This is a genomic window from Streptomyces sp. NPDC050418, from assembly GCF_044458745.1.
Classification (GTDB): Bacteria; Actinomycetota; Actinomycetes; order Streptomycetales; family Streptomycetaceae; genus Streptomyces.
This window is the reverse complement of record NZ_JBITIG010000009.1, coordinates 290302-313010: the sequence shown is the minus strand read 5'-3', so window position 1 is coordinate 313010 and position 22709 is coordinate 290302. Positions and strand designations below refer to the sequence as shown.

The 22709-nt window shown below is 69.8% G+C and carries 20 protein-coding genes and 1 riboswitch; of the genes, 8 read left to right on the top strand and 12 right to left on the bottom strand.

Annotated elements, in window-relative coordinates:
- Positions 1-155: 155 nt before the first annotated feature.
- Complete coding sequence (nagB, locus tag ACIBI4_RS23655; RefSeq protein WP_399205981.1) at positions 156-941, top strand: glucosamine-6-phosphate deaminase; 786 nt, start codon at positions 156-158, stop codon at positions 939-941.
- Between the two features lie 109 nt (positions 942-1050).
- Here the strand turns inward: nagB and ACIBI4_RS23650 are convergent, their stop codons facing one another.
- The 4 genes from ACIBI4_RS23650 to ACIBI4_RS23635 form a co-directional block, all read right to left on the bottom strand.
- On the bottom strand, positions 1051-2526 hold the full coding sequence (locus ACIBI4_RS23650) for a glycoside hydrolase family 3 protein (RefSeq protein ID WP_399205980.1): 1476 nt from the start codon (positions 2524-2526) through the stop codon (positions 1051-1053).
- A 9-nt stretch (positions 2527-2535) separates the two neighbouring features.
- Positions 2536-3432, bottom strand: a complete 897-nt coding sequence (locus tag ACIBI4_RS23645; RefSeq protein WP_399205979.1) for a carbohydrate ABC transporter permease — start codon at positions 3430-3432, stop codon at positions 2536-2538.
- Positions 3429-4457, bottom strand: a complete 1029-nt coding sequence (locus tag ACIBI4_RS23640; RefSeq protein WP_399205978.1) for a carbohydrate ABC transporter permease — start codon at positions 4455-4457, stop codon at positions 3429-3431. The genes ACIBI4_RS23645 and ACIBI4_RS23640 overlap by 4 nt, the downstream gene beginning before the upstream one ends.
- Positions 4458-4577: 120 nt before the next feature.
- The gene (locus ACIBI4_RS23635; protein ID WP_399205977.1) at positions 4578-5876 is read right to left on the bottom strand and encodes a sugar ABC transporter substrate-binding protein; all 1299 of its coding nucleotides are present in this window, start codon (positions 5874-5876) and stop codon (positions 4578-4580) included.
- A gap of 314 nt (positions 5877-6190) precedes the next feature.
- Here ACIBI4_RS23635 and ACIBI4_RS23630 point away from each other — a divergent pair, with 314 nt between their 5' ends.
- The 6 genes from ACIBI4_RS23630 (at position 6191) to ACIBI4_RS23605 (ending at position 12440) form a co-directional block, all read left to right on the top strand.
- The gene (locus tag ACIBI4_RS23630) at positions 6191-6970 is read left to right on the top strand and encodes a GntR family transcriptional regulator (RefSeq protein WP_399206089.1); all 780 of its coding nucleotides are present in this window, start codon (positions 6191-6193) and stop codon (positions 6968-6970) included.
- A gap of 147 nt (positions 6971-7117) precedes the next feature.
- Positions 7118-7426, top strand: a complete 309-nt coding sequence (locus ACIBI4_RS23625) for a hypothetical protein (RefSeq protein WP_399205976.1) — start codon at positions 7118-7120, stop codon at positions 7424-7426.
- A 76-nt stretch (positions 7427-7502) separates the two neighbouring features.
- The gene (locus ACIBI4_RS23620) at positions 7503-9695 is read left to right on the top strand and encodes a carbon starvation CstA family protein (protein ID WP_399205975.1); all 2193 of its coding nucleotides are present in this window, start codon (positions 7503-7505) and stop codon (positions 9693-9695) included.
- Positions 9692-9898, top strand: coding sequence for a YbdD/YjiX family protein (locus ACIBI4_RS23615; protein ID WP_399205974.1), 207 nt, complete (start codon positions 9692-9694; stop codon positions 9896-9898). The genes ACIBI4_RS23620 and ACIBI4_RS23615 overlap by 4 nt, the downstream gene beginning before the upstream one ends.
- A gap of 164 nt (positions 9899-10062) precedes the next feature.
- Positions 10063-12261 (top strand): carbon starvation CstA family protein, encoded by a 2199-nt coding sequence (locus ACIBI4_RS23610; protein ID WP_399205973.1) that lies wholly within the window; start codon positions 10063-10065, stop codon positions 12259-12261.
- Positions 12261-12440, top strand: a complete 180-nt coding sequence (locus ACIBI4_RS23605; protein ID WP_399205972.1) for a CstA-like transporter-associated (seleno)protein — start codon at positions 12261-12263, stop codon at positions 12438-12440. Before ACIBI4_RS23610 ends, ACIBI4_RS23605 begins: the two co-directional genes overlap by 1 nt.
- A gap of 42 nt (positions 12441-12482) precedes the next feature.
- On the opposite strand, the gene ACIBI4_RS23600 is transcribed toward ACIBI4_RS23605, so the two are convergent.
- From ACIBI4_RS23600 to ACIBI4_RS23585, 4 genes are all read right to left on the bottom strand, one after another.
- The gene (locus ACIBI4_RS23600) at positions 12483-13502 is read right to left on the bottom strand and encodes a ribonucleotide-diphosphate reductase subunit beta (RefSeq protein ID WP_399205971.1); all 1020 of its coding nucleotides are present in this window, start codon (positions 13500-13502) and stop codon (positions 12483-12485) included.
- Positions 13502-15892, bottom strand: a complete 2391-nt coding sequence (locus ACIBI4_RS23595) for a ribonucleoside-diphosphate reductase subunit alpha (RefSeq protein WP_399205970.1) — start codon at positions 15890-15892, stop codon at positions 13502-13504. Before ACIBI4_RS23595 ends, ACIBI4_RS23600 begins: the two co-directional genes overlap by 1 nt.
- A gap of 134 nt (positions 15893-16026) precedes the next feature.
- Positions 16027-16158, bottom strand: a riboswitch (cobalamin riboswitch).
- Between the two features lie 108 nt (positions 16159-16266).
- Positions 16267-16770 carry a GNAT family N-acetyltransferase gene (locus tag ACIBI4_RS23590; RefSeq protein WP_399205969.1) on the bottom strand — a complete coding sequence of 168 codons (504 nt, stop codon included), beginning with the start codon at positions 16768-16770 and terminating at the stop codon, positions 16267-16269.
- Positions 16771-16812: 42 nt separating this feature from the next.
- Positions 16813-17052, bottom strand: coding sequence for a hypothetical protein (locus tag ACIBI4_RS23585; RefSeq protein ID WP_399205968.1), 240 nt, complete (start codon positions 17050-17052; stop codon positions 16813-16815).
- Positions 17053-17145: 93 nt separating this feature from the next.
- Between ACIBI4_RS23585 and ACIBI4_RS23580 the strand changes: the two genes are divergently transcribed.
- Positions 17146-18123: a helix-turn-helix domain-containing protein gene (locus tag ACIBI4_RS23580; protein ID WP_399205967.1), complete on the top strand. Its 978-nt coding sequence runs from the start codon at positions 17146-17148 to the stop codon at positions 18121-18123.
- Between the two features lie 53 nt (positions 18124-18176).
- Here the strand turns inward: ACIBI4_RS23580 and def are convergent, their stop codons facing one another.
- The 4 genes from def to ACIBI4_RS23560 form a co-directional block, all read right to left on the bottom strand.
- Positions 18177-18827 carry a peptide deformylase gene (gene def, locus ACIBI4_RS23575; RefSeq protein WP_399205966.1) on the bottom strand — a complete coding sequence of 217 codons (651 nt, stop codon included), beginning with the start codon at positions 18825-18827 and terminating at the stop codon, positions 18177-18179.
- A gap of 117 nt (positions 18828-18944) precedes the next feature.
- Complete coding sequence (locus tag ACIBI4_RS23570; protein ID WP_399205965.1) at positions 18945-19925, bottom strand: tetratricopeptide repeat protein; 981 nt, start codon at positions 19923-19925, stop codon at positions 18945-18947.
- Between the two features lie 145 nt (positions 19926-20070).
- Positions 20071-21318, bottom strand: a complete 1248-nt coding sequence (locus ACIBI4_RS23565) for an HD-GYP domain-containing protein (RefSeq protein WP_399205964.1) — start codon at positions 21316-21318, stop codon at positions 20071-20073.
- Positions 21315-22685 (bottom strand): HD-GYP domain-containing protein, encoded by a 1371-nt coding sequence (locus ACIBI4_RS23560; protein WP_399205963.1) that lies wholly within the window; start codon positions 22683-22685, stop codon positions 21315-21317. The genes ACIBI4_RS23565 and ACIBI4_RS23560 overlap by 4 nt, the downstream gene beginning before the upstream one ends.
- Positions 22686-22709 lie beyond the last annotated feature (24 nt).

Here is a 22709-nt window from a genome sequence, read left to right as displayed (position 1 = left end):
GGGGCGGGGGCTGTCCGTGAGTCGGAGGGTCGTCGATTGGTGCCACGGGCGGAGCAGTTCCGGGGGCGGGGTGGGGATTGCTCTGTTAGATTGGTCTATACCACGACGCTTCGTCGTCCACATTTCGCCCGACTCTCCAGATCGGCAGGCCCAGCGTGGAAGTTGTCATCGTCAAGGACGCCAAGGCAGGCGGCGAGCTCATCGCGGGGGCCATTGTGGACCTCCTGGCCCGCAAGCCCGACGCGCTGCTCGGCGTGGCCACCGGCTCCACCCCGCTGCCCATTTACGACGCGCTGGTCGCCCGGGTAGGTGCCGGTGACGTGGATGCGTCGAAGGCGCGGATCTGCCAGCTCGACGAGTACGTGGGGCTGCCCGCCGGGCACCCGGAGTCGTACCGGGCGACGGTGCTGCGGCAGGTCGTCGAGCCGCTGGGGCTGCCCGAGTCCCAGTTCATGGGGCCCGACGGCAGCGCGGAGGATGTGCAGGCCGCGTGCGAGGCGTATGACGAGGCGCTGGCGTCCGCCGGTGGGGTGGATCTGCAGATCCTCGGGATCGGGACCGATGGGCACATCGGTTTCAACGAGCCCTGTTCGTCGCTTGCTTCGCGGACGCGGATCAAGACGCTGATCGAGCAGACCCGGATCGACAACGCGCGGTTCTTCGACGACGACATCGACCAGGTGCCGCACCACGTGATCACCCAGGGCATCGGGACGATCCTCGACGCGCGGCACCTCGTGCTGCTCGCGACGGGCGAGGGGAAGGCCGAGGCGGTGGCGCAGACAGTGGAGGGGCCGGTGTCCTCGCTGGTGCCGGCGTCTGCACTGCAGTTGCACCGGCATGCGACGGTGGTGGTGGATGAGGCTGCGGCGTCCAAGCTCAAGCTTGCGGACTACTTCCGGCACGCGTTCGACAACAAGCCTGCTTGGCAGGGTATTTGAGGTTCCGGCTCGGCCCGGCCGCCCCGTGTCCCGGTTTGGGATGCGGGGCGGTTCGGTTGTGCCGAAGCCCGAGCCGGCGCCCCCCTCTCGCGTCGGCTCGGGCTCAGGTTCATGCGCCGGTGAGGACCTCGGCTGCTGCCATGCCGCAGACTCGGGCCGCGCCGTACGTTGCCACGTGCAGGGCGCCTCGCGGTTCGGACTGGGGGACGCCCATCTCGATGACCACGGTGTCGGGGCGGGCGGCGATCAGGGCGTCCACCGCCGAGGCCATCCACGCGTGGCGGTGGACGTCGCGGACCACGGCCACGATGCGGCGGGTGCCCGCCGCGGCCAGGACGTCGTCGGCCGAGACTCCGTCGCCGTAGGTGCCGGTTTCGGTGCCCGGCAGACGGCGGGTCAGTTCCGCGGCCACGCCCCACGGTGTCTCGTCGCCGACCGCGATGTTGGCCATCGGCGTGAACGCCGCGACGTACGGGGGCGAGGTCAGCGCGTCGTGCGTGCCCGTCACCGAGAGTGCGCGGCGGGCCGCGACAAGGCCTATGCCGGTCTGCGGCGCGTGGTCGGAGCGCAGGGACGAGCCGGTCCACTCCCCCAGCGCGCGGACCCGGGCGGCCGCGTCCGCGAGGCGTTCCTCGGGGAGTTCGCCGCTGCGGACCGCGGCGACGAGGGCGTCGCGCAGCACGACCACCGTGTCGTCGTCGGCGAGTCCGCCGCCGACGCACAGTGCGTCGGCGCCGGCCGCGATGGCGAGGACGCTGCCGCGCGCGATGCCGTACGTGGCGGCGATGGCCTGCATCTCCACGGCGTCCGTGACGATCAGCCCGTCGTACCCGAGTTCCTCGCGGAGCAGCCCGGTGAGGATGCGGTGCGAGAGGGTCGCGGGGCGGTCCGCGTCGAGCGCCGGGACCAGGATGTGGGCGCTCATCACCGCCTTCGTACCGGCCTCGATCGCCGCGCGGAACGGCGCGAGTTCGCGTTCCCGCAGCACTTCGAGCGATACGTCGATGGTCGGCAGCGCGTGGTGCGAGTCGACGCTCGTGTCGCCATGACCCGGGAAGTGCTTGGTGCAGGCCGCGACGCCCGAGGACTGCAGACCGCGGACGTACGCCGCGGTGTGCCGGGCCACGAGTGCGGGGTCGGCGCCGAAGGAGCGGACGCCGATGACCGGGTTGTCGGGGTTGGAGTTGACGTCCGCGGACGGTGCCCAGTTGAGGTTCACGCCGCAGGCCGCGAGGCGCCGGCCGAGTTCGGCGGCGACGTCATGGGTCAGGTCGGCGTCGTCGACGGCGCCGAGCGCGTGGTTGCCGGGGAACGACGAACCGCTGCGCACCTCCAGGCGCGTGACGTCGCCGCCTTCCTCGTCGATGGCGACCAGGACGTCGTCGCGTTCGGCCCGCAACTGGGCGGTGAGCGCGGCGAGTTGTTCGGGTGTGTGGATGTTGCGGCCGAACAGGCCGACCGAGTGGAGGCCTTCTCCGATCCGTCGCAGCAGCCAGTCCGGTGCGGTGGTCCCGACGAAGCCGGGCTGGAGGACGGCGAGCGCATCGCGGGTCAACGTGTCCGCTCCGCGGGCGAGTGTCGTCATCTGCGGGGGTTATCCCTTCACGGCGCCTGAGGTGAGACCCGTGGCCATCTTCTTCTGAATGATCATGAAGAAGATCACCACGGGCAGTGCGATCATGGTGGAGCCGGCCATCAACGCCCCGTAGTCCGTGCCGCGTTCGGTGGTGAACGTCATCAGCCAGACATTGAGCGTGTACTTGTCGTTGTCGTTCATCAAGATGTACGCGAACAAGTACTCATTCCACGCGTTGACCAGCGCGAAGATCGAGGCGGCGGCGAGGCCGGGTGCGAGCAGCGGGAAGACGACCCGCATGAAGGCACCGAAGCGCGTACAGCCGTCGACCATGGCGGATTCCTCGAGCTCCACCGGGATGTTCACCACGAAGCCGCGGATCATGACGACCGCGAACGGCAGGGTGGCCACGAGGTAGATGGCGATCAGGCCCCAGTACTCGTTGAGGCCGCCCATGGCGTTGAGCTGGGCGTAGATCGGGATGAGCATCGCCGTCGGCGGCAGCATCTGGACCAGGATGAGGACCACGAGCAGCGGCTTGCGGCCGAAGAACTTGAAGCGTCCGATGGCGAGGGCCGCGAGGGTCGCGATCACCATGCCGCCGACCACGGCGGTGAGCGAGACGATCAGCGTGGACTGGACCGCGGTGTCGAAGTTGGGCTGGTTCAGGGCCCGCTTGAAGTTGTCGAAGGTGATCGACGACGGCCACAGGGTCTGGTCGTACGAGCGGATCTCCTGGTTGGGGCGCAGGGCGCTGACGATCAGCCAGTACACCGGGAACGCCATCACCGCAGCGAACACCAGGCCGATGATGTTGTAGCCGAGGCGGGACTTCTTGCGGTCCGGGCGCAGGACCTGCGGTTCGCGGGTGGTGCCGGCCTTGGCCACCGGAGTCGTCGGAGTCGAGGCGCTCATTCGACCTCTCCCGTCTTGATCAGCTGACGCACGTAGTACACGGCCACACCGGACAGCAGCAGCACGGTGATGAGTGCAATCGCCGAGCCCTGGCTGAACGACGTGGACTCGAAGGCCTTGGAGTAGGAGTAGAGGCCGAGGGTCTCGTACTCGGGTTCGGGCTTGTTGCCGCGCAGCAGCCAGATCTGCCCGAAGACGTTGAAGTCCCAGATGACCGAGAGCGTGCCCACCATGATGAACACGGGCTTGATCACGGGCCAGGTGACGTAGCGGTAGACGCCGAAGGCGTTCGCACCGTCGAGCTGGGCGGCCTCCTCAAGCTCTGCGGGGACCTGGGTCAGGGCCGCGTAGAGCGTGATGGAGACGAAGGGGATCGCACCCCAGACCACCAGGGCGGTGATCACGGCGAAGCCCTGCCAGGGGTTGAGGAACCAGTTGTGGCCGAGGAAGTCCTCGCCGGCGACCTTGGCGATCAGGGTGTTGATCAGGCCGTAGTCGGAGTCGGCCAGCCAGCGGAAGATCGAGGCGGCCACCATGAGCGGCATCGACCAGGCGGCGATCAGGGCCACGGTGAGGGTCAGTCGCACCCAGGTGGTCAGCCGCTGCATCAGCAGCGCGATCATGAGTCCGATGGCCATCGTGAGCAGGACGCAGACCGCCATGAACAGGACGGTGCGGCCGGTGACGTACCAGAACTCCGAGTCGCCCAGGATGTTGGTGAACTGCTCGAAGCCGACCCACGGCGGGTCGTCCCCGCTCCACAGCTCACGCCGTCCGAGGTCCTGGAAGGACAGCATCACTGTCTTGACCAGGGGATACGCATAAATCACGGCGATCGCGACGATCGCCGGGAGGATCAGGAGATAAGGGAGCAGGGCTCCCTTCTTGAAGGTGCGCTTCGCTGCGCCCTGCACGGGACCACGAGGAGTGCCGTCCGGTGAGGACGAGCCGCGGTCGGTGACTTTCGTGGCCGTTTGTACGGGGATCTCGGCCCCCGCGGCCTTGGTGGTGTCGGCGGCACTCACGTGGCTGACCTTCCGTTTGTCTCTCTGCACCCCGGTGAACTGGCTGCGGGTGCACCGAAAGGGGCGGTCGGCGGGGCCCGCGAGAGCCCCGCCGCCGCCTGGGAGCCTTCCGGCTCTCGACTACTTGTTGATCAGCTCGTTGATCTTGTCGTCGGCCTTCTTCGTGGCCTCGTCGACCGAGGTGCCCTTGAGGATGGACAGGAGCATGTTCTCCAGGACCTCCTCCTTCTCGATCGAGGTCCAGCCCGGAGCGATCGGGGTGAACCAGGCGTCCGGCACGGCGTTGGCCACGGGGGCCGTCTCGGGCTTGGACTTCAGCGGTTCGAGCTGCTTGGTGTTGTTCGGCAGGATGTTCTTGCCGGCCAGCACCTCCATGGACTTCTCGCTGGTGAAGAGGGAGATCCACTCCTCACCGAGGTCCGCGACCTTGGACTTGCCGGTGACGGCGAGGTCCGAGCCACCGATGAACGACGGCAGGGCCTTGCCGTTCGGGCCGGGCATACCGGCCACCTGGATCTTGCCCTCGAGCTTCGGGTTGCCGTTGTTCTTGCCGTCGATGACCGAGCCGGCCTCCCAGCCGTTGCCGTAGAGAAGGGCGGCCTTCTCGTTGGCCATCACGTTGGCGTGGTCCTGCTCGTCCTTGGTCTGGTCGGCCTTGTTGTACTTCTTGACCAGGTCGATGAAGTGCTCGATGCCCTGCTTGGCCTCGGAGCTGGAGAGCGCGCCCTTCCACTCCTTGGAGCCCTCGTCGTACTCGGCGATCTTGCCGCCGTACGCGGCGACGTAGGACATCGCGGCGTACCAGTAACGACCGGGCAGGTAGAGCGAGGAGAAGCGCTTGTCCTTCTTCGTGTACTCGGCCTGGACCTTGTCGAGGGCCTTGAGCAGGTCCGCCTCGGTCTCCGGCAGCTTGTCGCTGCCCGAGCCCTTCTTGAACATCTCGGTGTTGTAGATCGCGACACGCGCACCGGCGTAGTAGGGCACGCAGTACTGCTTGCCCTCGAACGAACAGGTGTCCTTGAGACCCTGGATCCAGGTGTCGCTGTTGTCGTACTTCTTCGGGTCGATCTCGGCGAGCGCCCCGTTGAGGATGTACTGCATGGTCTCGGTGTTGCCGAGCTCGACAACGTCCGGGAACTTGTCGCCGCCGAGCGCGGTGTCCAGCTTCTTGGCCTTGTCGGCCCACTGCTGGTACTGCACCTTGACGTTGACCTTCGGGTACTTCTTCTTGAACTGCGCGTTGACGTCCTTGACCAGCTCCGGCCAGGTGCTCTGAGCGTCGACCATCAGCCAGACGGTCAGCGTCTCGTCGCGGTCCTTCGGGTCCTTGGCGGAGTTGTCACCACTGTCCGAGCCACACGCCGCGATACCCGACATCATCGCCGCGACGCCCACCGCCGCAATCAGCTTGCGCTTCACGCCACCCTCCTCAGGGATCTGCCCACCCCCCTGCCCACATGCGGTGACATACGCCAAGTACTGCCGTGGGGCTGGGACCTGGTCTTTAATGGTGTAGACCAGTACCGGGAGCTTGGCCTAGACCTTTAGGGGTGTCAAGGGTGTATAAGAGGGGTCTCACATCCCGTTACCGGACCGACACCTGAGCGAGAGCGACAGGCCGGGACAGGGCCGTGTCACGATGTGAGCCGCGACAGACGGAGGAGCCGGTGACGGCAGCAGCGCAGGAGCCGCACGAGAGCACCGCACTCGGCGGCAAGGAGACGGGCGGGCGTATGGGCACGGAGGCGGGCAGCGCAGGGAGCGGCACCGCGGCGGCCGAACCGACGGGTACCGGGCGCGCTGCCCGTGTCCCCAAGTACTACCGCCTGAAGCGGCATTTGCTGGATATGACGGAGACTCTGCCGCCCGGCACACCCGTCCCTCCGGAGCGCACACTCGCGGCCGAGTTCGACACCTCGCGCACCACGGTGCGCCAGGCGCTGCAGGAACTGGTGGTCGAGGGCCGGCTCGAGCGGATCCAGGGCAAGGGCACCTTCGTCGCCAAGCCCAAGGTCTCGCAGTCGCTCCAACTCACCTCGTACACCGAGGACATGCGGGCGCAGGGCCTCGAACCGACCTCGCAGCTCCTCGACATCGGCTACATCACCGCCGACGACCGGCTCGCCGAGCTGCTCGACATCACCACCGGCGGCCGTGTCCTGCGCATCCAGCGGCTGCGTCTGGCGAACGCCGAGCCGATGGCCATCGAGACCACGCATCTGTCGGCGAAGCGTTTCCCCGCGCTGCGCCGCTCGCTCGTCAAGTACACCTCTCTGTACACGGCGCTCGCCGAGGTCTACGACGTCCATCTCGCCGAGGCCGAGGAGACCATCGAGACCTCGCTCGCGACCCCGACCGAGGCGGCGATGCTCGGCACGGACGTGGGCCTGCCGATGCTGATGCTGTCGCGCCACTCGGTGGACGCCGAGGGCAAGCCGGTGGAGTGGGTGCGCTCGGTGTACCGCGGTGACCGGTACAAGTTCGTGGCGCGCCTCAAGCGGCCGGTTGACTGACCGCCCACCCCTGGAAGTTCAACTCCCCCACAGGGCAAGGGAATTGGTACGGACCAATCCCTTGCCCTGACCCATGCGCCCCGCTTACGGTCCTGATCGATCACTTCGACCGAAGATCGACCGAGACCGACCGAAGGGGGAACCCCCATGCGTATCGCCAAGAAGCTGGCCACCGCGGGGCTGACCGGAGCACTGATCCTGGGCGGCGTCGCACTGGCGGCGCCCGCCCAGGCAGCGGGCTGCTCCACCGGCAAGTCCGGCCACACGGGCTGGGCCAAGTGCCCGGCCGGCGTGTCCAACAAGACGTTCCGCGTCAAGGTGGTCTGCACCAACGGCACCACCAACAACACCATTTACGGCCCCTGGCGGCGCGCCAACGCCGACTGGAACATGACCTCCCTGGCCGACTGCGGCCCGACCCGCGGCCCGCTCTCGGCCGTGATCGACTGGGCCTGAGGTCCCCCGCGGTGTAGCGCAGATCACATCCTTGCTCTACGGTCCTCCCGTCGCCGCATGAACGGGAGGACCACCCGTGTCAACCGCAGTCACCGGTCGAAGCCGCAACAAGACCCGCTCGATCGTCATATGGACCGTCGTCTCGCTGATCGGCGCAGCCGGCTGGACCGTGCTCGCGCTGTCGCGGGGCGAGGAGGTGTCGGCGGCCTGGATGGTGGCCGCCGCACTCGGCTCGTACGCGATCGGCTACCGCTTCTACTCGAAGTTCATCGCGTACCGCGTCCTGAAGGTCGACAAGACGCGGGCCACGCCCGCCGAACGGCTCGACAACGGGATCGACTACCAACCCACCGACCGCCGGGTCCTCTTCGGCCACCACTTCGCCGCGATCTCCGGCGCGGGGCCGCTGGTCGGACCCGTACTCGCCGCGCAGATGGGCTATCTGCCCGGCACCATCTGGATCGTGGCCGGCGTGATCTTCGCGGGTGCCGTCCAGGACATGGTGGTGCTCTTCTTCTCCACGCGGCGCAACGGCCGTTCGCTCGGCCAGATGGCCCGCGAGGAGATCGGCCCGATCGGCGGTGCGGCCGCGCTGCTCGCCGTCTTCACCATCATGATCATCCTGCTCGCGGTGCTCGCGCTCGTCGTGGTCAACGCGCTCGCGGAATCGCCGTGGGGCACGTTCTCCATCGGCATGACGATCCCGATCGCCCTGTTCATGGGCTTCTATCTGCGGGTGCTCAGGCCGGGACGGATCGCCGAGGTCTCCCTCATCGGTGTCGCGCTGCTCCTGTTCGCGCTGATCGCCGGCCGCTGGGTGGCCAACTCCTCCTGGGCGGAGGCCTTCACGCTCAGCAAGGAGTCGCTGGTCTTCTGGCTGGTGTCGTACGCGTTCGTGGCCTCCGTGCTGCCGGTGTGGATGCTGCTCGCGCCGCGTGACTACCTGTCCACGTTCATGAAGCTCGGCACCATCGGACTGCTCTTCATCGGCGTCGTGTTCGCCGCGCCCACCCTCAAGATGGACGCGGTCACGGACTTCGCCACGCAGGGCACCGGGCCGGTGTTCGCCGGATCGCTCTTCCCGTTCGTGTTCATCACCATCGCGTGCGGGGCGCTCTCCGGCTTCCACGCGCTCATCTCCTCGGGCACCACACCCAAGATGGTCGAGAAGGAGACGCAGGTCCGCATGATCGGCTACGGCTCCATGCTCCTGGAGTCGTCCGTGGCGATCATGGCGATGATCGCGGCCTGTGTCCTCGACCCCGGCCTCTTCTTCGGGATGAACTCGGCGCCCGCGGTGCTCGGCGAGAACGTCCAGGACTGGGTGAACACCATCCAGGGCTGGGGCTTCTCGATCAGCGAGGCCGACATGGCCGCGTACGCGAAATCCGTCGAGGAAGCCTCGCTCTGGGGCCGTACGGGCGGGGCGCCGACCTTCGCGATCGGGGTCTCGGAGATCTTCTCGGCCGTCACCTCGGACGGGCTCAAGGCCTTCTGGTATCACTTCGCGATCATGTTCGAGGCGCTGTTCATCCTGACCGCACTCGACGCCGGAACCCGCGTCGGACGGTTCATGCTGCAGGACACCCTCGGCAACGTCTACAAGCCGCTCAAGCGCGTCAGCTGGTGGCCGGGTCTGCTCGTCTCCAGCGCGATCGTCACCGGGCTCTGGGGCTACTTCCTGTGGGTGGGCGTCCGCGACCCGCTGGGCGGCATCAACCAGCTGTTCCCGCTGTTCGGCATCTCCAACCAGCTCCTCGGCGCGGTCGCCCTGACCGTCTGCACCACGCTCCTGATCAAGTCGGGCCGCCTCAAGTGGGCCTGGGTGACCGGCGTTCCGCTGGCCTGGGTCGCGGTCGTGACGCTCACCGCGAGCTGGCAGAAGGTCTTCTCCGGCGACCCGCGCGTCGGCTTCTTCGCGCAGGGCGACAAGGCGCAGGCCGCCATCGACAGCGGCACACTGGAGGGCAAGGCCCTGGAGGACGCGCGCACGATCGTCACCAACACCACGGTGGACGGGGTGCTCTCGGCCCTGTTCGCGCTCCTTGTCGTCGTGGTGATCGCCGATGCGGCGCGCGTCTGCATCAAGGCCGTACGCAATCCTCAGTCCGTGGTCTCGCACGAGGAGCCGCACGTGGAGTCGCAGTACGTGGCTCCGGCGCAGCTGTTCGCGACCAAGGACGAGAAGGCCGAGCTGGCCGCGGCCGGGCTCGGGTCTGGCGGCGGACGCGTGGACGGTCCGCGGGAGGGATCGGAGGCATCACCATGAGCGTGGCCGTGAGCGCACGGAGCGCGGTTTCCAAGATCTGGTGGTACGTACGGGAGTTGACGGGCGAGACGGCGTACGAGCGGTACGTCGCCCACGCCCGCAAGGACCACCCCGACGCGCCCGTGTGCTCGCGCCGTGCGTTCGAGCGGGCGCGCACCGACCGGCAGGAGGCGGACCCCCGGCAGGGATTCCGCTGCTGCTGAGCACCTGCCGAGCGCCTGCGGAGGTCCGGCCGGGAGCCAGTTGAGCTCCTGTTGAGGTTCCGGAGGTGTCCTGGCCCGATATCCGGACAGGGGGTTCCGTCCTCCGAGACCCGTCCCTTAGATTGCGCACGCAATCGCACGGTGATCAAGGGGACGGAGCCACCATGCCGGAGACGGCGACGGATACCGCAAGACGAAAGATAACGACCAAGTCGGTCATCATCTGGACGCTGGTCGCCCTGGTCGGCGCCACCGGCTGGGGCGTCCTGGCGCTCTCGCGCGGCGAGGAGATCTCGGCCGCGTGGCTGCTCGCCGCGGCGCTCGGCTCGTACGCGATCGCGTACCGCTTCTACGCGAAGTTCATCGCGAACAAGGTCCTGAAGGTCGACAAGAAGCGGGCCACGCCCGCCGAACGCCTGGACAACGGTGTCGACTTCCACCCCACCGACCGCCGGGTCCTCTTCGGCCACCACTTCGCGGCCGTCGCGGGCGCGGGGCCGCTGGTCGGTCCCGTGCTCGCCGCGCAGATGGGCTATCTGCCGGGCACCATCTGGATCGTGGCCGGCGTGATCTTCGCCGGTGCCGTCCAGGACATGGTGGTGCTCTTCTTCTCGACCCGCCGCAACGGCAAGTCGCTCGGCCAGATGGCGCGCGACGAGATCGGCCCGTTCGGCGGCGCCGCCGCCCTGGTCGCCGTCTTCGCCATCATGATCATCCTGCTCGCGGTGCTCGCGCTGGTGATCGTGAACGCGCTCGCGCACTCGCCGTGGGGTGTCTTCTCCATCGCGATGACCATCCCGATCGCCCTGTTCATGGGCGTCTACCTGCGCATCCTGCGTCCGGGCCGGGTCACCGAGGTCTCCGTCATCGGCGTCGCACTGCTGCTGCTCGCGATCGTCTCGGGCCGCTGGGTCGCCGAGTCCTCGTGGGCCGAGGCGTTCACGCTCGCGCCGTCCTCGCTGGTCATCTGGATGGTCATCTACGGCTTCCTGGCCTCGGTCCTGCCGGTCTGGATGCTGCTCGCGCCGCGTGACTACCTCTCGACCTTCATGAAGGTCGGCACGATCGTGCTGCTCGCACTCGGTGTCGTGATCGCGATGCCGACGATGAAGATGGACGCTGTCACCGAGTTCGCGACCAGCGGCGCCGGTCCGGTCTTCGCCGGCTCCATGTTCCCGTTCGTCTTCATCACGATCGCCTGTGGCGCCCTGTCCGGCTTCCACGCGCTGGTCTCCTCCGGCACGACGCCGAAGATGGTGCAGAAGGAGACGCAGGTCCGGCTGATCGGCTACGGCTCGATGCTCACCGAGTCGTTCGTCGCGATCATGGCCGTGATCTGCGCGTGCATCCTGGAGCCCGGTCTGTACTTCGCGGTCAACTCGCCCGCGGGCGTGCTCGGCCCGACGCTGGAGTCCGCCTCCGAGGCGGTGAAGAGCTTCGGCTTCAGCATCGACCCGGCCGCTCTGGCCCAGGCCGCCAAGGACGTGGGCGAGCCCGCCATCACCTCCAAGACCGGTGGCGCGCCGACCTTCGCACTCGGTATGTCGGAGATCTTCTCGGCCGTCATCGGCGGCGCCGGGATGAAGGCCTTCTGGTACCACTTCGCGATCATGTTCGAGGCGCTCTTCATCCTCACCACGGTCGACGCCGGTACGCGCGTGGGCCGCTTCATGCTGCAGGACACCCTGGGCAACGTGTGGAAGCCGCTGCGCGACGTCTCGTGGAAGCCGGGTGTCTGGCTGACCAGCGCCATCGTGGTCGGCGGCTGGGGCTACTTCCTCTGGGTCGGCGTCCATGACCCGCTGGGCGGCATCAACCAGCTCTTCCCGCTCTTCGGCATCGCCAACCAGCTGCTCGCGGCGGTCGCGCTGGCGGTCTGTACGACGCTGCTCATCAAGTCGGGCCGCCTCAAGTGGGCCTGGGTGACGGGCATTCCCCTCCTGTGGGACGTCGCCGTGACCCTCACCGCGAGCTGGCAGAAGGTGTTCTCGGACGACATCAAGGTCGGCTTCTTCGCCCAGCGCAAGGCCTACCAGGACGCACTCGACTCCGGCGCCGAGTCCTTCGGCACGGCCAAGACCCGCGACGCGATGGAGACCATCGTCACCAACGCCACGGTGGACGGCGTCCTTTCGGCCCTCTTCGCGGTCCTCATCGTCATCGTCCTGGCCGACGCGACCCGCGTCTGCGTCAAGGCGATCCGCAACCCCGGCTCCGCCGAGATCAAGGAAGCCGAGTACGTGGAGTCGAAGATCGTCGCCCCGGCGGGCCTGTGGCCGACGGCCGAGGAGAAGGCGGAACTGGCGGCGGCCTCGGCCGGCCCGGACGGCGGCGCCACCTCGGTGACGGCCGGCACGTCCTGATGACCGCCCTCCGGAGGGTCCGCTACTGGTGGCGCGAACTCTCGGGCGAGGCGGCGTACGACCACTACGCCGCCCACGCCCGCTCCCACGGCCAGGAGCCCAAGTCCCGCAGGGAGTTCGAGCGGGAGCGGATGGACGCGCGGGAGGCGGACCCTCGGGAGGGGTTCCGGTGTTGTTGAGCGCCAGGGCCTGATCCGCCGGTCAGGCCCTGGAACCGGACCCTAGAACTCGTCGTCGAACGACACCGAACCCTCGACCGCCACCTGGTAGGCGGAGGGGCGGCGCTCGAAGAAGTTCGTGAGCTCCTGGACGCCCTGGAGTTCCATGAAGGAGAACGGGTTCTCCGAGCCGTAGACCGGCGCGAAGCCCAGCCGTTCGAGCCGCTGGTCGGCGACGCATTCCAGGTACTGGCGCATCGACTCGGTGTTCATGCCGGGCAGCCCGTCCCCGCACAGGTCGCGGCCGAACTGCAGCTCCGCCTCGACGGCTTCCTTCAGCATGTCGGTGACCTGCTGCCGCAGCTCGTCGTCGAAGAGCTCGGGCTCCTCCTTGCGGACCGTGTCCACGACCTCGAACGCGAAATTCATATGCATGGTCTCGTCCCGGAACACCCAGTTCGTTCCGGTGGCCAGCCCATGCAGCAGCCCCCGCGACCGGAACCAGTACACGTACGCGAAGGCCCCGTAGAAGAAGAGCCCTTCGATGCATGCAGCGAAGCAGATCAGGTTGAGGAGGAAGCGGCGGCGGTCGGCCTTTGTCTCCAGGCGGTCGATGGACTCGACCGAGTCCATCCACTTGAAGCAGAACTCCGCCTTCTCGCGGATCGAGGGGATGTTCTCGACCGCCGCGAAGGCCGCCGTGCGGTCCTCCGGGTCGGGGAGGTAGGTGTCCAGAAGGGTCAGATAGAACTGGACGTGGACGGCCTCCTCGAAGAGCTGGCGGGACAGGTACAGCCGCGCCTCGGGGGAGTTGATGTGCTTGTAGAGCGTCAGGACCAGGTTGTTCGCCACGATCGAGTCGCCCGTCGCGAAGAACGCGACGAGGCGGCCGATCATGTGCTGCTCCCCCGGCGAGAGCTTCGCGAGGTCGGCGACGTCGGAGTGGAGGTCGACCTCCTCGACGGTCCAGGTGTTCTTGATCGCGTCCCGATAGCGCTCGTAGAAGTCGGGGTAGCGCATGGGGCGCAGGGTGAGTTCGAAGCCCGGGTCCAGAAGGTTCTTCGGGCGGCTTTCGGTCGTCATTACTGGCAGGCCTCGCAGGACTCGGGGTTTTCCAGGGAGCAGGCGATCGCGTCGGGGTCCGCCTGCTGGACGGGGATGGGCGCCGCTTCCGTCGTACGGGCGGCTCCGGCGGCGCGGGCGATCCGGGTGGCCGGGCGCGAGCGCAGGTAGTACGTGGTCTTCAGACCCTGCTTCCAGGCGTACGCGTACATCGAGCTCAACTTGCCGATGGTGGGCGTCTCGAGGAACAGGTTGAGGGACTGGGACTGGTCGAGGAACGGGGTGCGTGCGGCGGCCATGTCGATGAGGCCGCGCTGCGGGATCTCCCAGGCCGTGCGGTACAGGGCGCGCACGTCCTCCGGGATCCAGTTGAGGCCCTGGACCGAGCCGTTGGAGTCGCGCAGGGCCTCGCGGGTCTGCGCGTCCCAGACGCCGAGCTTCTTGAGCTCGTCCACGAGGTAGGCGTTGACCTGGAGGAACTCGCCGCTGAGCGTCTCGCGCTTGAACAGGTTGGAGACCTGCGGCTCGATGCACTCGTAGACACCGGCGATGGAGGCGATGGTGGCGGTGGGCGCGATGGCGAGCAGGAGCGAGTTGCGCATGCCGGTGGCGGCGATGCGGGCGCGCAGGGCGGTCCAGCGCTCGGGCCAGTTCAGGGTCGCGTCGTAGTGGTCGGGGTGCAGGACGCCGCGGGCGGTGCGGGTCTTGTCCCAGGCCGGGAGCGGGCCGTCCTTTGCGGCGAGGTCGCAGGACGCCTCGTATGCCGCGAGCATGATGCGTTCGGCGATACGGGTGGACAGGGCACGGGCCTCGGGCGAGTCGAAGGGCAGGCGGAGCTTGAAGAAGACGTCCTGCAGGCCCATGGCGCCCAGACCCACCGGGCGCCAGCGGGCGTTGGAGCGGCCCGCCTGCTCGGTCGGGTAGAAGTTGATGTCGACGACGCGGTCGAGGAAGGTGACGGCCGTGCGGACGGTTTCGTCCAGGCGCTCCCAGGCGATGGAGTCGCCCCGTACGAAAGAACCGAGGTTGACCGAGCCCAGGTTGCAGACGGCCGTCTCCCCGTCGTCCGTCACCTCCAGGATCTCGGTGCACAGGTTCGAGCTGTGGACGGTGTGGCCGGGCTCCGCGGTCTGGTTGGCGGTGCGGTTCGCGGCGTCCTTGAAGGTCATCCAGCCGTTGCCGGTCTGCGCGAGGGTGCGCATCATGCGGCCGTACAGGTCGCGGGCCGGGATGGTCTTCGACGCCTTCCCGTCCGCTTCGGCCCGGCGGTACGCGGCGTCGAACTCATCGCCCCACAGGTCGACGAGCTCGGGCACGTCGGCGGGCGAGAACAGCGACCAGTCGCCGCCCGCCTCGACGCGGCGCATGAACTCGTCCGGGATCCAGTGCGCGAGATTGAGGTTGTGGGTGCGGCGGGCGTCCTCGCCGGTGTTGTCGCGCAGTTCGAGGAACTCCTCGATGTCCGCGTGCCAGGTCTCCAGGTAGACGGCCGCGGCGCCCTTCCTGCGCCCGCCCTGATTGACCGCCGCCACCGACGCGTCGAGGGTCTTCAGGAACGGGACGATGCCGTTGGAGTGCCCGTTCGTGCCGCGGATCAGGGAGCCGCGGGCGCGGATACGGGAGTAGGCGAGGCCGATGCCGCCGGCGTGCTTGGAGAGGCGGGCGACCTGGTGGTAGCGGTCGTAGATCGAGTCGAGCTCGTCGAGGGGCGAGTCCAGGAGGTAGCAGGAGGACATCTGCGGGTGGCGGGTGCCGGAGTTGAAGAGCGTCGGCGAGGACGGCAGGTAGTCCAGGCGGCTCATCAGCCGGTACAGGGCGGCCACTTCGTCCACGGAGCCCGTGGACTCGTCGGCGGCGAGACCGGCGGCCACGCGCAGCATGAAGTGCTGCGGCGTCTCGATGACCTTGCGCGTGATCGGGTGGCGCAGGAGGTAGCGGGAGTAGACCGTGCGCAGGCCGAAGTAGCCGAAGCGGTCGTCGGCGGCCGGGTCGATGAGCGCGTCGAGGGTCGCGTGGTGCACCCACACGAACTCGGCGGTGCGGTCGGCGATCAGGCCTTCGCGGTGCCCGGTCGAGACGGACTCGGTGAAGGTGCGCACGCCCTGCGTGGCGGCCTCGTCGGCGATCGTGCGGGTGAGGAGGCGGGCGGCGAGCTTCGCGTACGCGGGGTCCTCGGCGATGAGTCCGGCGGCCGCCTCCGTGGCGAGCTCGCGCAGCTCGGCCTCGTCGGCGCGGGCGCTGCGGCCGCGCAGCGCGGCGGCGGCGACCCGGCCGGGGTCGGTGTCGGGGAGGTCCGCGGTCAGATCGGTGAGGGTCCGCAGGAGAGCGGCACCGGGCTGGTCCTGGACGGTCTCATCGGCGGCGGCCGCGGCGGCCCGCCCGGTCGCCGGATCCACTGGCGCGATGGTCACGGGGTGCACTCCCTCGCTCGGCTCCGGGCCGTGCGGCGAGGCGGTGTGCACGAGGTGTACGCGGGCAGGGCGCACCCCTCGGCGTCCACCGGCCCATTCCGCGAGGCCCGGACGTCAACGGCGCCCGGACCGGTCGGCTCGGGCGCGCTGCCGGCAGGTCCTCGGACTCGCCAAGGCCCTTGTGCGGGCCCTGAACACCGTTGCGGGACAGTCCCGGATTCACACCGGATTCCCCTGCGACGACAGCGAGCATGAGCATACATGTTGTGCCGCGCCCGGACGGCATGCCCATATGTTGTGTCGGCGGGGCCGCGATGTGCTGCCGGTCGGGGTGGCGCGGGAGTTGGGCGCCTGCGGGACTTCGCGGACTCGGCCTAGAACGTGAGGACGTACGAGAGCAGCTGCAGGTCGTCCCGGTCCGGGAGGGGATTCCAGTCACGGTCCGGGGTGCGGACGAAGCCGAGGCGTTCGTAGATGCGGTGCGCGCTGTGCATCATGTGCTGGGTCGAGAGCGCGACGCCGGTGCAGTCCGCCGCCCGCGCCCGGTCGACGCAGGCCCGTACGAGCGCTTCGCCCGCTCCGCGTCCGCGGCCCGCGTGGGCCACGGCCAGGGCGCGGAACTCGGCCTCGCCGGGACGGGCGATCTGCGCCTGCGGGGTCCCGTACCGCGCGAACGTGACGCCGCCGAGCAGCTGTTCGCCGTCGACGGCGACGAGGACGTCGGAGGTGGCGGCGCGGCCCGCCACGTCGCGCAGGGTCGGGATGTACGGGTCGTCCTCGCCGTAGTCGAGCAGGCCGTCGGCGAGGTAGACGTGGACGGTGAGGTCGCCGAGCGCTTCGTACTCGCCGGGCAGTGCGGGCCTGATCGTGAAGTCCATGCCCGCATTCTGCCGCCCGGGTGCCGGGGCGGCTCAAGCGGTTTACGCGGCGCGCGAGTAGCTGACGCGGGCGGACGGCGTGGCGCCGGCCGCGTCGGTGGCACCGGCAGCGCCCGCCGCATCGGTGGCGCCGGACGCGTCGGCGGCGAGCTCGCGCCGCTCGGCCTGCCGCAGCTGCCGGTCGATCCGGCGCTCGCGGGCCTGCCCGGCGAGCGCGGGGCCCGCGACGAGGGCGAAGAGGACGAGGAAGGTGAACCAGTCGAGGAGGGTCTGTGTCGTCATGCCCTTACGATCCCGCGCACGGCCGCGCACGGTCAGTGGCAGGACTGCCGCGCACCCTCGATTTCCTGCCAGTCACGCGGCACACTGGCAGACATGCTTCAAAACGTTGCAGCAGTGCTCCTGAACGGGGTCCATCCCTTCGAACTCGGCGTCGTCTGCGAGGTGTTCGGCCTCGACCGCAGCGACGAGGGCCTGCCCGTCTACGACTTCGCCGTGGCCTCCGCCGAGGGTCCCGAACTCTCCACGCACGCGGGCTTCTCGGTCCACGTGGAACACGGCCTGGAGCGTCTGGAGGAGGCCGATCTGATCGCCGTGCCCGCGGGGCAGGCGTATGTGAACCGCGCCTATCCGCCGGAGCTCCTCGACGCGCTGCGCCGCGGAGTGGACCGGGGCGCGCGGATCCTGTCCGTGTGCTCGGGGGTGTTCGTGCTCGGGGCGGCGGGCCTGCTCGACGGGCGGGAGTGCGCGGTGCACTGGAAGCACGCGCAGGAGCTGGCGATCCGGCATCCGCGGGCCAAGGTGCTGCCCGATGTGCTGTACGTGGACGAGGGGCCGGTGATCACCTCGGCGGGCACGGCCGCCGGGATCGACGCCTGTCTGCACATCGTGCGCACCGAGCACGGCACGGAGGTCGCCAACGCGATAGCGCGCCGCATGGTCGTACCGCCCCATCGGGACGGCGGGCAGGCGCAGTTCGTGGCGCGGCCGCTGCCCCGGACACCCTGCGACACCGTGGGCGGGGTGCTGACGTGGATGGAGCGGCATCTCGACGAGGAGATCACGGTCGAGCAGCTCGCGGAGCGGGCGCTGATGTCGCCGCGGACGTTCGCGCGCCGCTTCAAGGAGGAGACGGGGACGACGCCGTACCGCTGGCTGCTGCGCCAACGGCTGCTGCTCGCACAGCAGTTGCTGGAGTCGGGCGACGAGACGGTGGACACGATCGCGGGCCGTACGGGCTTCGGCACCGCGGCGGCGCTGCGCCACCAGTTCCTGCGCGCGCTGGGCACGACACCCAACGCGTACCGGAGGACGTTCCGGGGGCCGATGCCTTTCAGCCCGGCCGGCGTCTGAGACGGCAGCGGGTGGGGGCGGGGCTCACGCGCCCGCCCCCACCCGGAGAACGCCTACGCGTTGGGAACCACCTCGTAGCGAGGCGTCCCCTCCTCCATCTGCCGCAGCGCGTCCTTGCGGTCCCGCTTCGACAGCCGGTCGATGTACAGGTACCCGTACAGGTGGTCCGTCTCGTGCTGCAGGCAGCGCGCGAAGTAGCCGGTGCCGCGGACCTTGATCGGGTTGCCCTTCTCGTCCTGCCCGGTGACCTCGGCGTAGTCGGGCCGCGCCAGCGACACGTACGCGGTGGGGACGGACAGGCAGCCCTCGTTGTTGTCGTCGAGGACCCGCCGGTCGGCCGGGAGTTCGGTGAGCACGGGGTTCACGACCACACCCGTGTGACGGACGCCCTGGTCGTCGGGGCAGTCGTAGACGAAGACCTTCTTGTCGACGCCGATCTGGTTCGCGGCCAGACCCACGCCTTCGGCGACCCGCTGGCTCATGAACATGTCGTCCACGAGCTTCGCGAGCTCGTCGTCGAACTCCGTGACGTCCTTGCACTCCTTGTGCAGAACGGGGTTGCCGACGACCGTGATCGGGCGGAACGTGCCCCGCTCGCGGTAGGCCGCCTCGCGCTCCTCGCAGTCCTCCGTGTCGATGACGTAGCCCTCGTCGTCGACCGGGAGAACCGCCGAATGCTCAGTTGCCTGCTGCTGGTCACTCATTCCGCCGTACGCCTTCCTCGACATGCCATGTGATGGACACCAAGCCTACGGGGCCCGGCGGCGCACGGTCCCACGGACCGGACGGTCACGCGGTGCGGACCGGTCACGCGGTGCGGGTCAGCAGACCTCTTCGAGGTCCCGCCAGTCCCGCGAGTCCGGACTGTCCGCGACCCAGCCGTCGAGCAGCCCCCGGACGAGCCCGGGCGGCGCCGCGATCCCGCACTCGCGCTCCGGCACCCACAGGGCGCCGGCCGTGCGATGGCCGAGCGGTCCCGGGTGGCCGGGCTCGCTGTGGTCGTGCGGGTCGAGGTGCTCGCCGTCGCCCTCGTCGGAGGGCATCCGGGACTCGGAGCACATACGGCAGAGCAGCCGCACCGACGAGGACCAGTCCTCGGCGGCGAACCCGGCGTCGGAGGCCAGCTTCTCCAGGGCGTCCCGGTCCGCCTCGGTGGCGGCCTCCAGGAGCACCACCCACGTCGGTACGGGCGAGGGCGCCCACAGCTCGATCTCGTCGAAGACGGGGAAGGACTGGCCCGAGGCGGTGGTGCGCTCGCCGTGCGGCACCCCGTCGTGCAGCACGACCTCGCCCCAGCGGCGGCCGGAGCTGGGCAGCGGGATGGAGAGGACCTCGATCCGGGCGGGGTCGAGCCTGCGGCCCCAGACCACCTCGGCCTCGCCCTCGGGCGAGAGACGGACGGCGGCGCTGCCCAGGTCCATGCCGAGCGGCTCGCCCGCGGCGACCGCGCCGCCGGGGACCTTCAGGCCGTACGCCTGCCAGGCACGCCGGGCCAGCGGCCAGTCCTGCAGGGCGGTGGCGGCGATGCCGACGTTCCACCAGTCAGGGGCGCCGGTCTCGCGGTCCAGGAGGGCGACGGCGCGCAGTCCGGCGGCCCGCGCCTGCTCCCAGTCGTGCCGGAACTTGTGCAGCAGCGCGAGGTTGAACCAGGACTCGGACAGCCAGGGCTCCAGGTCCGCGGCGCGCGTGAGCAGCGCGCCGGCGTCCTCGTACCGGCCGTCGCCGATGAGCGTGAACGCACGGTCGGTGGCCTGCCGCCATGAGGCGGAGGGCCGGTGCCGTCCCTTGCCGAAGATCCTCACGATTCCCGCCTGCGGTCCCTTTTTCGCCGGTGTGTGCTGTGCCGTTTCTGCGTACATTCGCATCCAACCATGCCGGGTTGGAGCCCCGCTCATTACCCATGGGTTACCCGGGTCGGGGGACCTGCACGCAGCCCGTTTCCGGACCTCATGCGGCCCGCCCCACCACACGGGACAGCGACTCCACCACACGGGGGTGGTAGTCATGCCCCGTCCCCAGGCGCAGCCGTTCCAGTGCCGTGAGGACTCCGCCCGGTCCGCTGGAGCGTGACAGCTCGTCGTAGGCGTTGGCCGCGCGGACGATACGGGCCGTGAGCGGCTGGTCGCGGAACGGGTCCGCCTGGCGCTCCACGACCACCGCGACGTCCGAGGGGACGCCCGTCTGCCGCACCACCGCACCGCCGAGCAGCGCGATCCGGCGCTGCTCCACCGCGGGCAGCAGCGCCGTCGCGCCCGCCGGTATCGGGTCGACAAGGGAGAGCTGTCCGATGTCGTGCATCAGGGCGGCGTACTCGAGGACGGTGAGATCCGCCTCGGAGAGCCCCAGGTCGCGGCCGACCGCGCAGCTGAGCGCCGCGACCCGGCGCGCGTGCCCGGCGGGGGTGTAGCCCGCGATCTCGGTGGCCCGGGCCAGGGAGGTGATGGTCTGGCGGTAGGTCGTACGGACGGCCGCGTACCGCCGGAAGGCCAGTTGGGTGAGGAGCAGCGGGGCACTGAAGACGGGCAGCGCCCACAGTCCGGCGACCGCGACGGCGAGCGACATCACCGCGCCCGTCGCCCCGACCGCCGAGCCGATGCCGACGAGCGCCCGCAGTTCGTCGCGGAGCACGGGGCCGTACGGCCAGTGGGTGCGGGCCCGCAGCAGGGCCGCGGAGACGACCGCGTCGAAGAGCGAGGTGAGCATCAGGACGGCGACGATCCACAGCGCGTACCAGGGACCGACACCGATCAGCCCCTTCAACTCCCCGGAGTTGTATAGGGGTTGGAAGCAGACCGCGGCGAAGCCGACGGACAGGACGCGCCGTACGAGATGGTCGAGGGAGGGGCCGCGGCCGAGCGCCACGTGCGGGACGGCCCCGGCGAGCGTGGCCGCGGCGACCACCGCGACGATCTGCAGTACGCCGTGGTGCGTGGGCGCCCCGCCGCTCTCGCCGAGCAGTGCGTACGCCAGCGCCCCGGCGGCGCCGAGCGGTGCGGGCTCGCGGGCCACCGCGCCCGGGACGTCCCGCCCGCCCCAGCGGGCCAGCTCACCGACGGCGATGAGGATTCCGAAGGCGAGCGCGATGCCCCGCTCGGCCAGGCCGAACCAGAGTGTGTGCCCGAGCGCGACGGCCGCGAGCACGCCCGCGGCACCCGCCGCGGCGACGATCACGGGCGAGCCGTGCGCCCGCGTCACGGGGCCGTGCCCGTGGGGGTCTCGCGCGGCACCGGCCGCAGCTGCGCCGGAAGGATCGCCGGGTGCTGCTCGTCCGAGGTGACGGACGGGTGCCAGCCGTGCCGTTCGAGCGCGCGCGCCAGGGCCCGCACCATCTGCGGGTCGAACTGCTTGCCCGCGCACCGCTTCAGTTCGGCGAGCGCCTTCGCCACGGGCCGTGCGCGGCTGTAGGAACGGGTCGAGGTCATCGCGTCGAAGGCGTCGGCGACGGCCACGACCCGGGCGAACTCCGGGATCTGCCGGCCCACCAGGCCGTACGGGTAGCCGCTGCCGTCGAGCCGTTCGTGATGGTGCAGGATCGCCGTGCGCGCCTCGCCGAGGAAGCCGATGCCGCGGACCATCTCGTGCCCGTACTCGGGGTGCAGTTCGATGACCCGGCGCTCCTCGGGCGTGAGCGGTCCGTCCTTGCGCAACAGGCGGGTGGGGACGCCGAGTTTGCCCACGTCGTGCAGGATGCCGGCGAAGCGGAGCACCTCCACGCGCTCGTCCGCCATCCCCAGCTCGCGCGCGATGAGCACGGACGCCTTGCCGACCCGCTCGCTGTGCCCGCGGGTGTACTCGTCCTTGATGTCCACGGCCTGCACGAGGGCCCGGATGGTGGCCTGGTGGGCGGTGCGCTCGCGGTGGTACTGCTCGAAGACCCAGTACGAGATGTACATGGGCAGCAGGACGAGCAGCGCGGCCACGGGCCCGTACGGACTGACCCAGAGCACCGCCATCATCAGGCCCGCGAGCCCGTGCACGAGCGTGGGGGCGAGCGAGCCCGCGAAGTTCCCGCCCCCGCCGCGTACGAACGCCGCGAGCCGGCGGCCGCTGCCGCCGACGGCTGCCAGGATGACGCCGTCGAGCACCGCCATCACCAGGCAGAAGACCGCGGCGGCCGCGGCGGCGGGCAGCAGTGCGTACGGGAAGTCGGGGGCGCCGGCCGCGCCCAGCGAGGCGCGGCCGCCGAGCGAGCGGTGCGTCTGGCCCGCGCACCAGCAGGCGAGCGCGAGCTGGCCCGCGCGCCAGATCCGCCGGGGCGCGACCGGCCGCTGCTCGACCCGGCCGAGCAGCGCGCCCGGTACGGCGGCGAGGGCTGCGGCCGGCGGGGGCAGCAGGAAGATCGCGGCGAGCAGCACCGGGAAGAACGCGCCCATGGAGCGCGGCGCCCGCTCCCCGAGCAGGGGGCAGCGCGTGAGCCACTCGCACAGCGCGTACAGCGCGGCGAGCAGGGCGACGGCGCCCCAGCGGATGCCGGGCAGCGTGAGGACGGGGAGCACACAGGCCGCTCCCCCGAGCGCGGTCACGGCGATGAGCAGGCGCGCCGGGACAGGCACCGGCCGCATGACGATCTCCTCCCCCGTACTTCA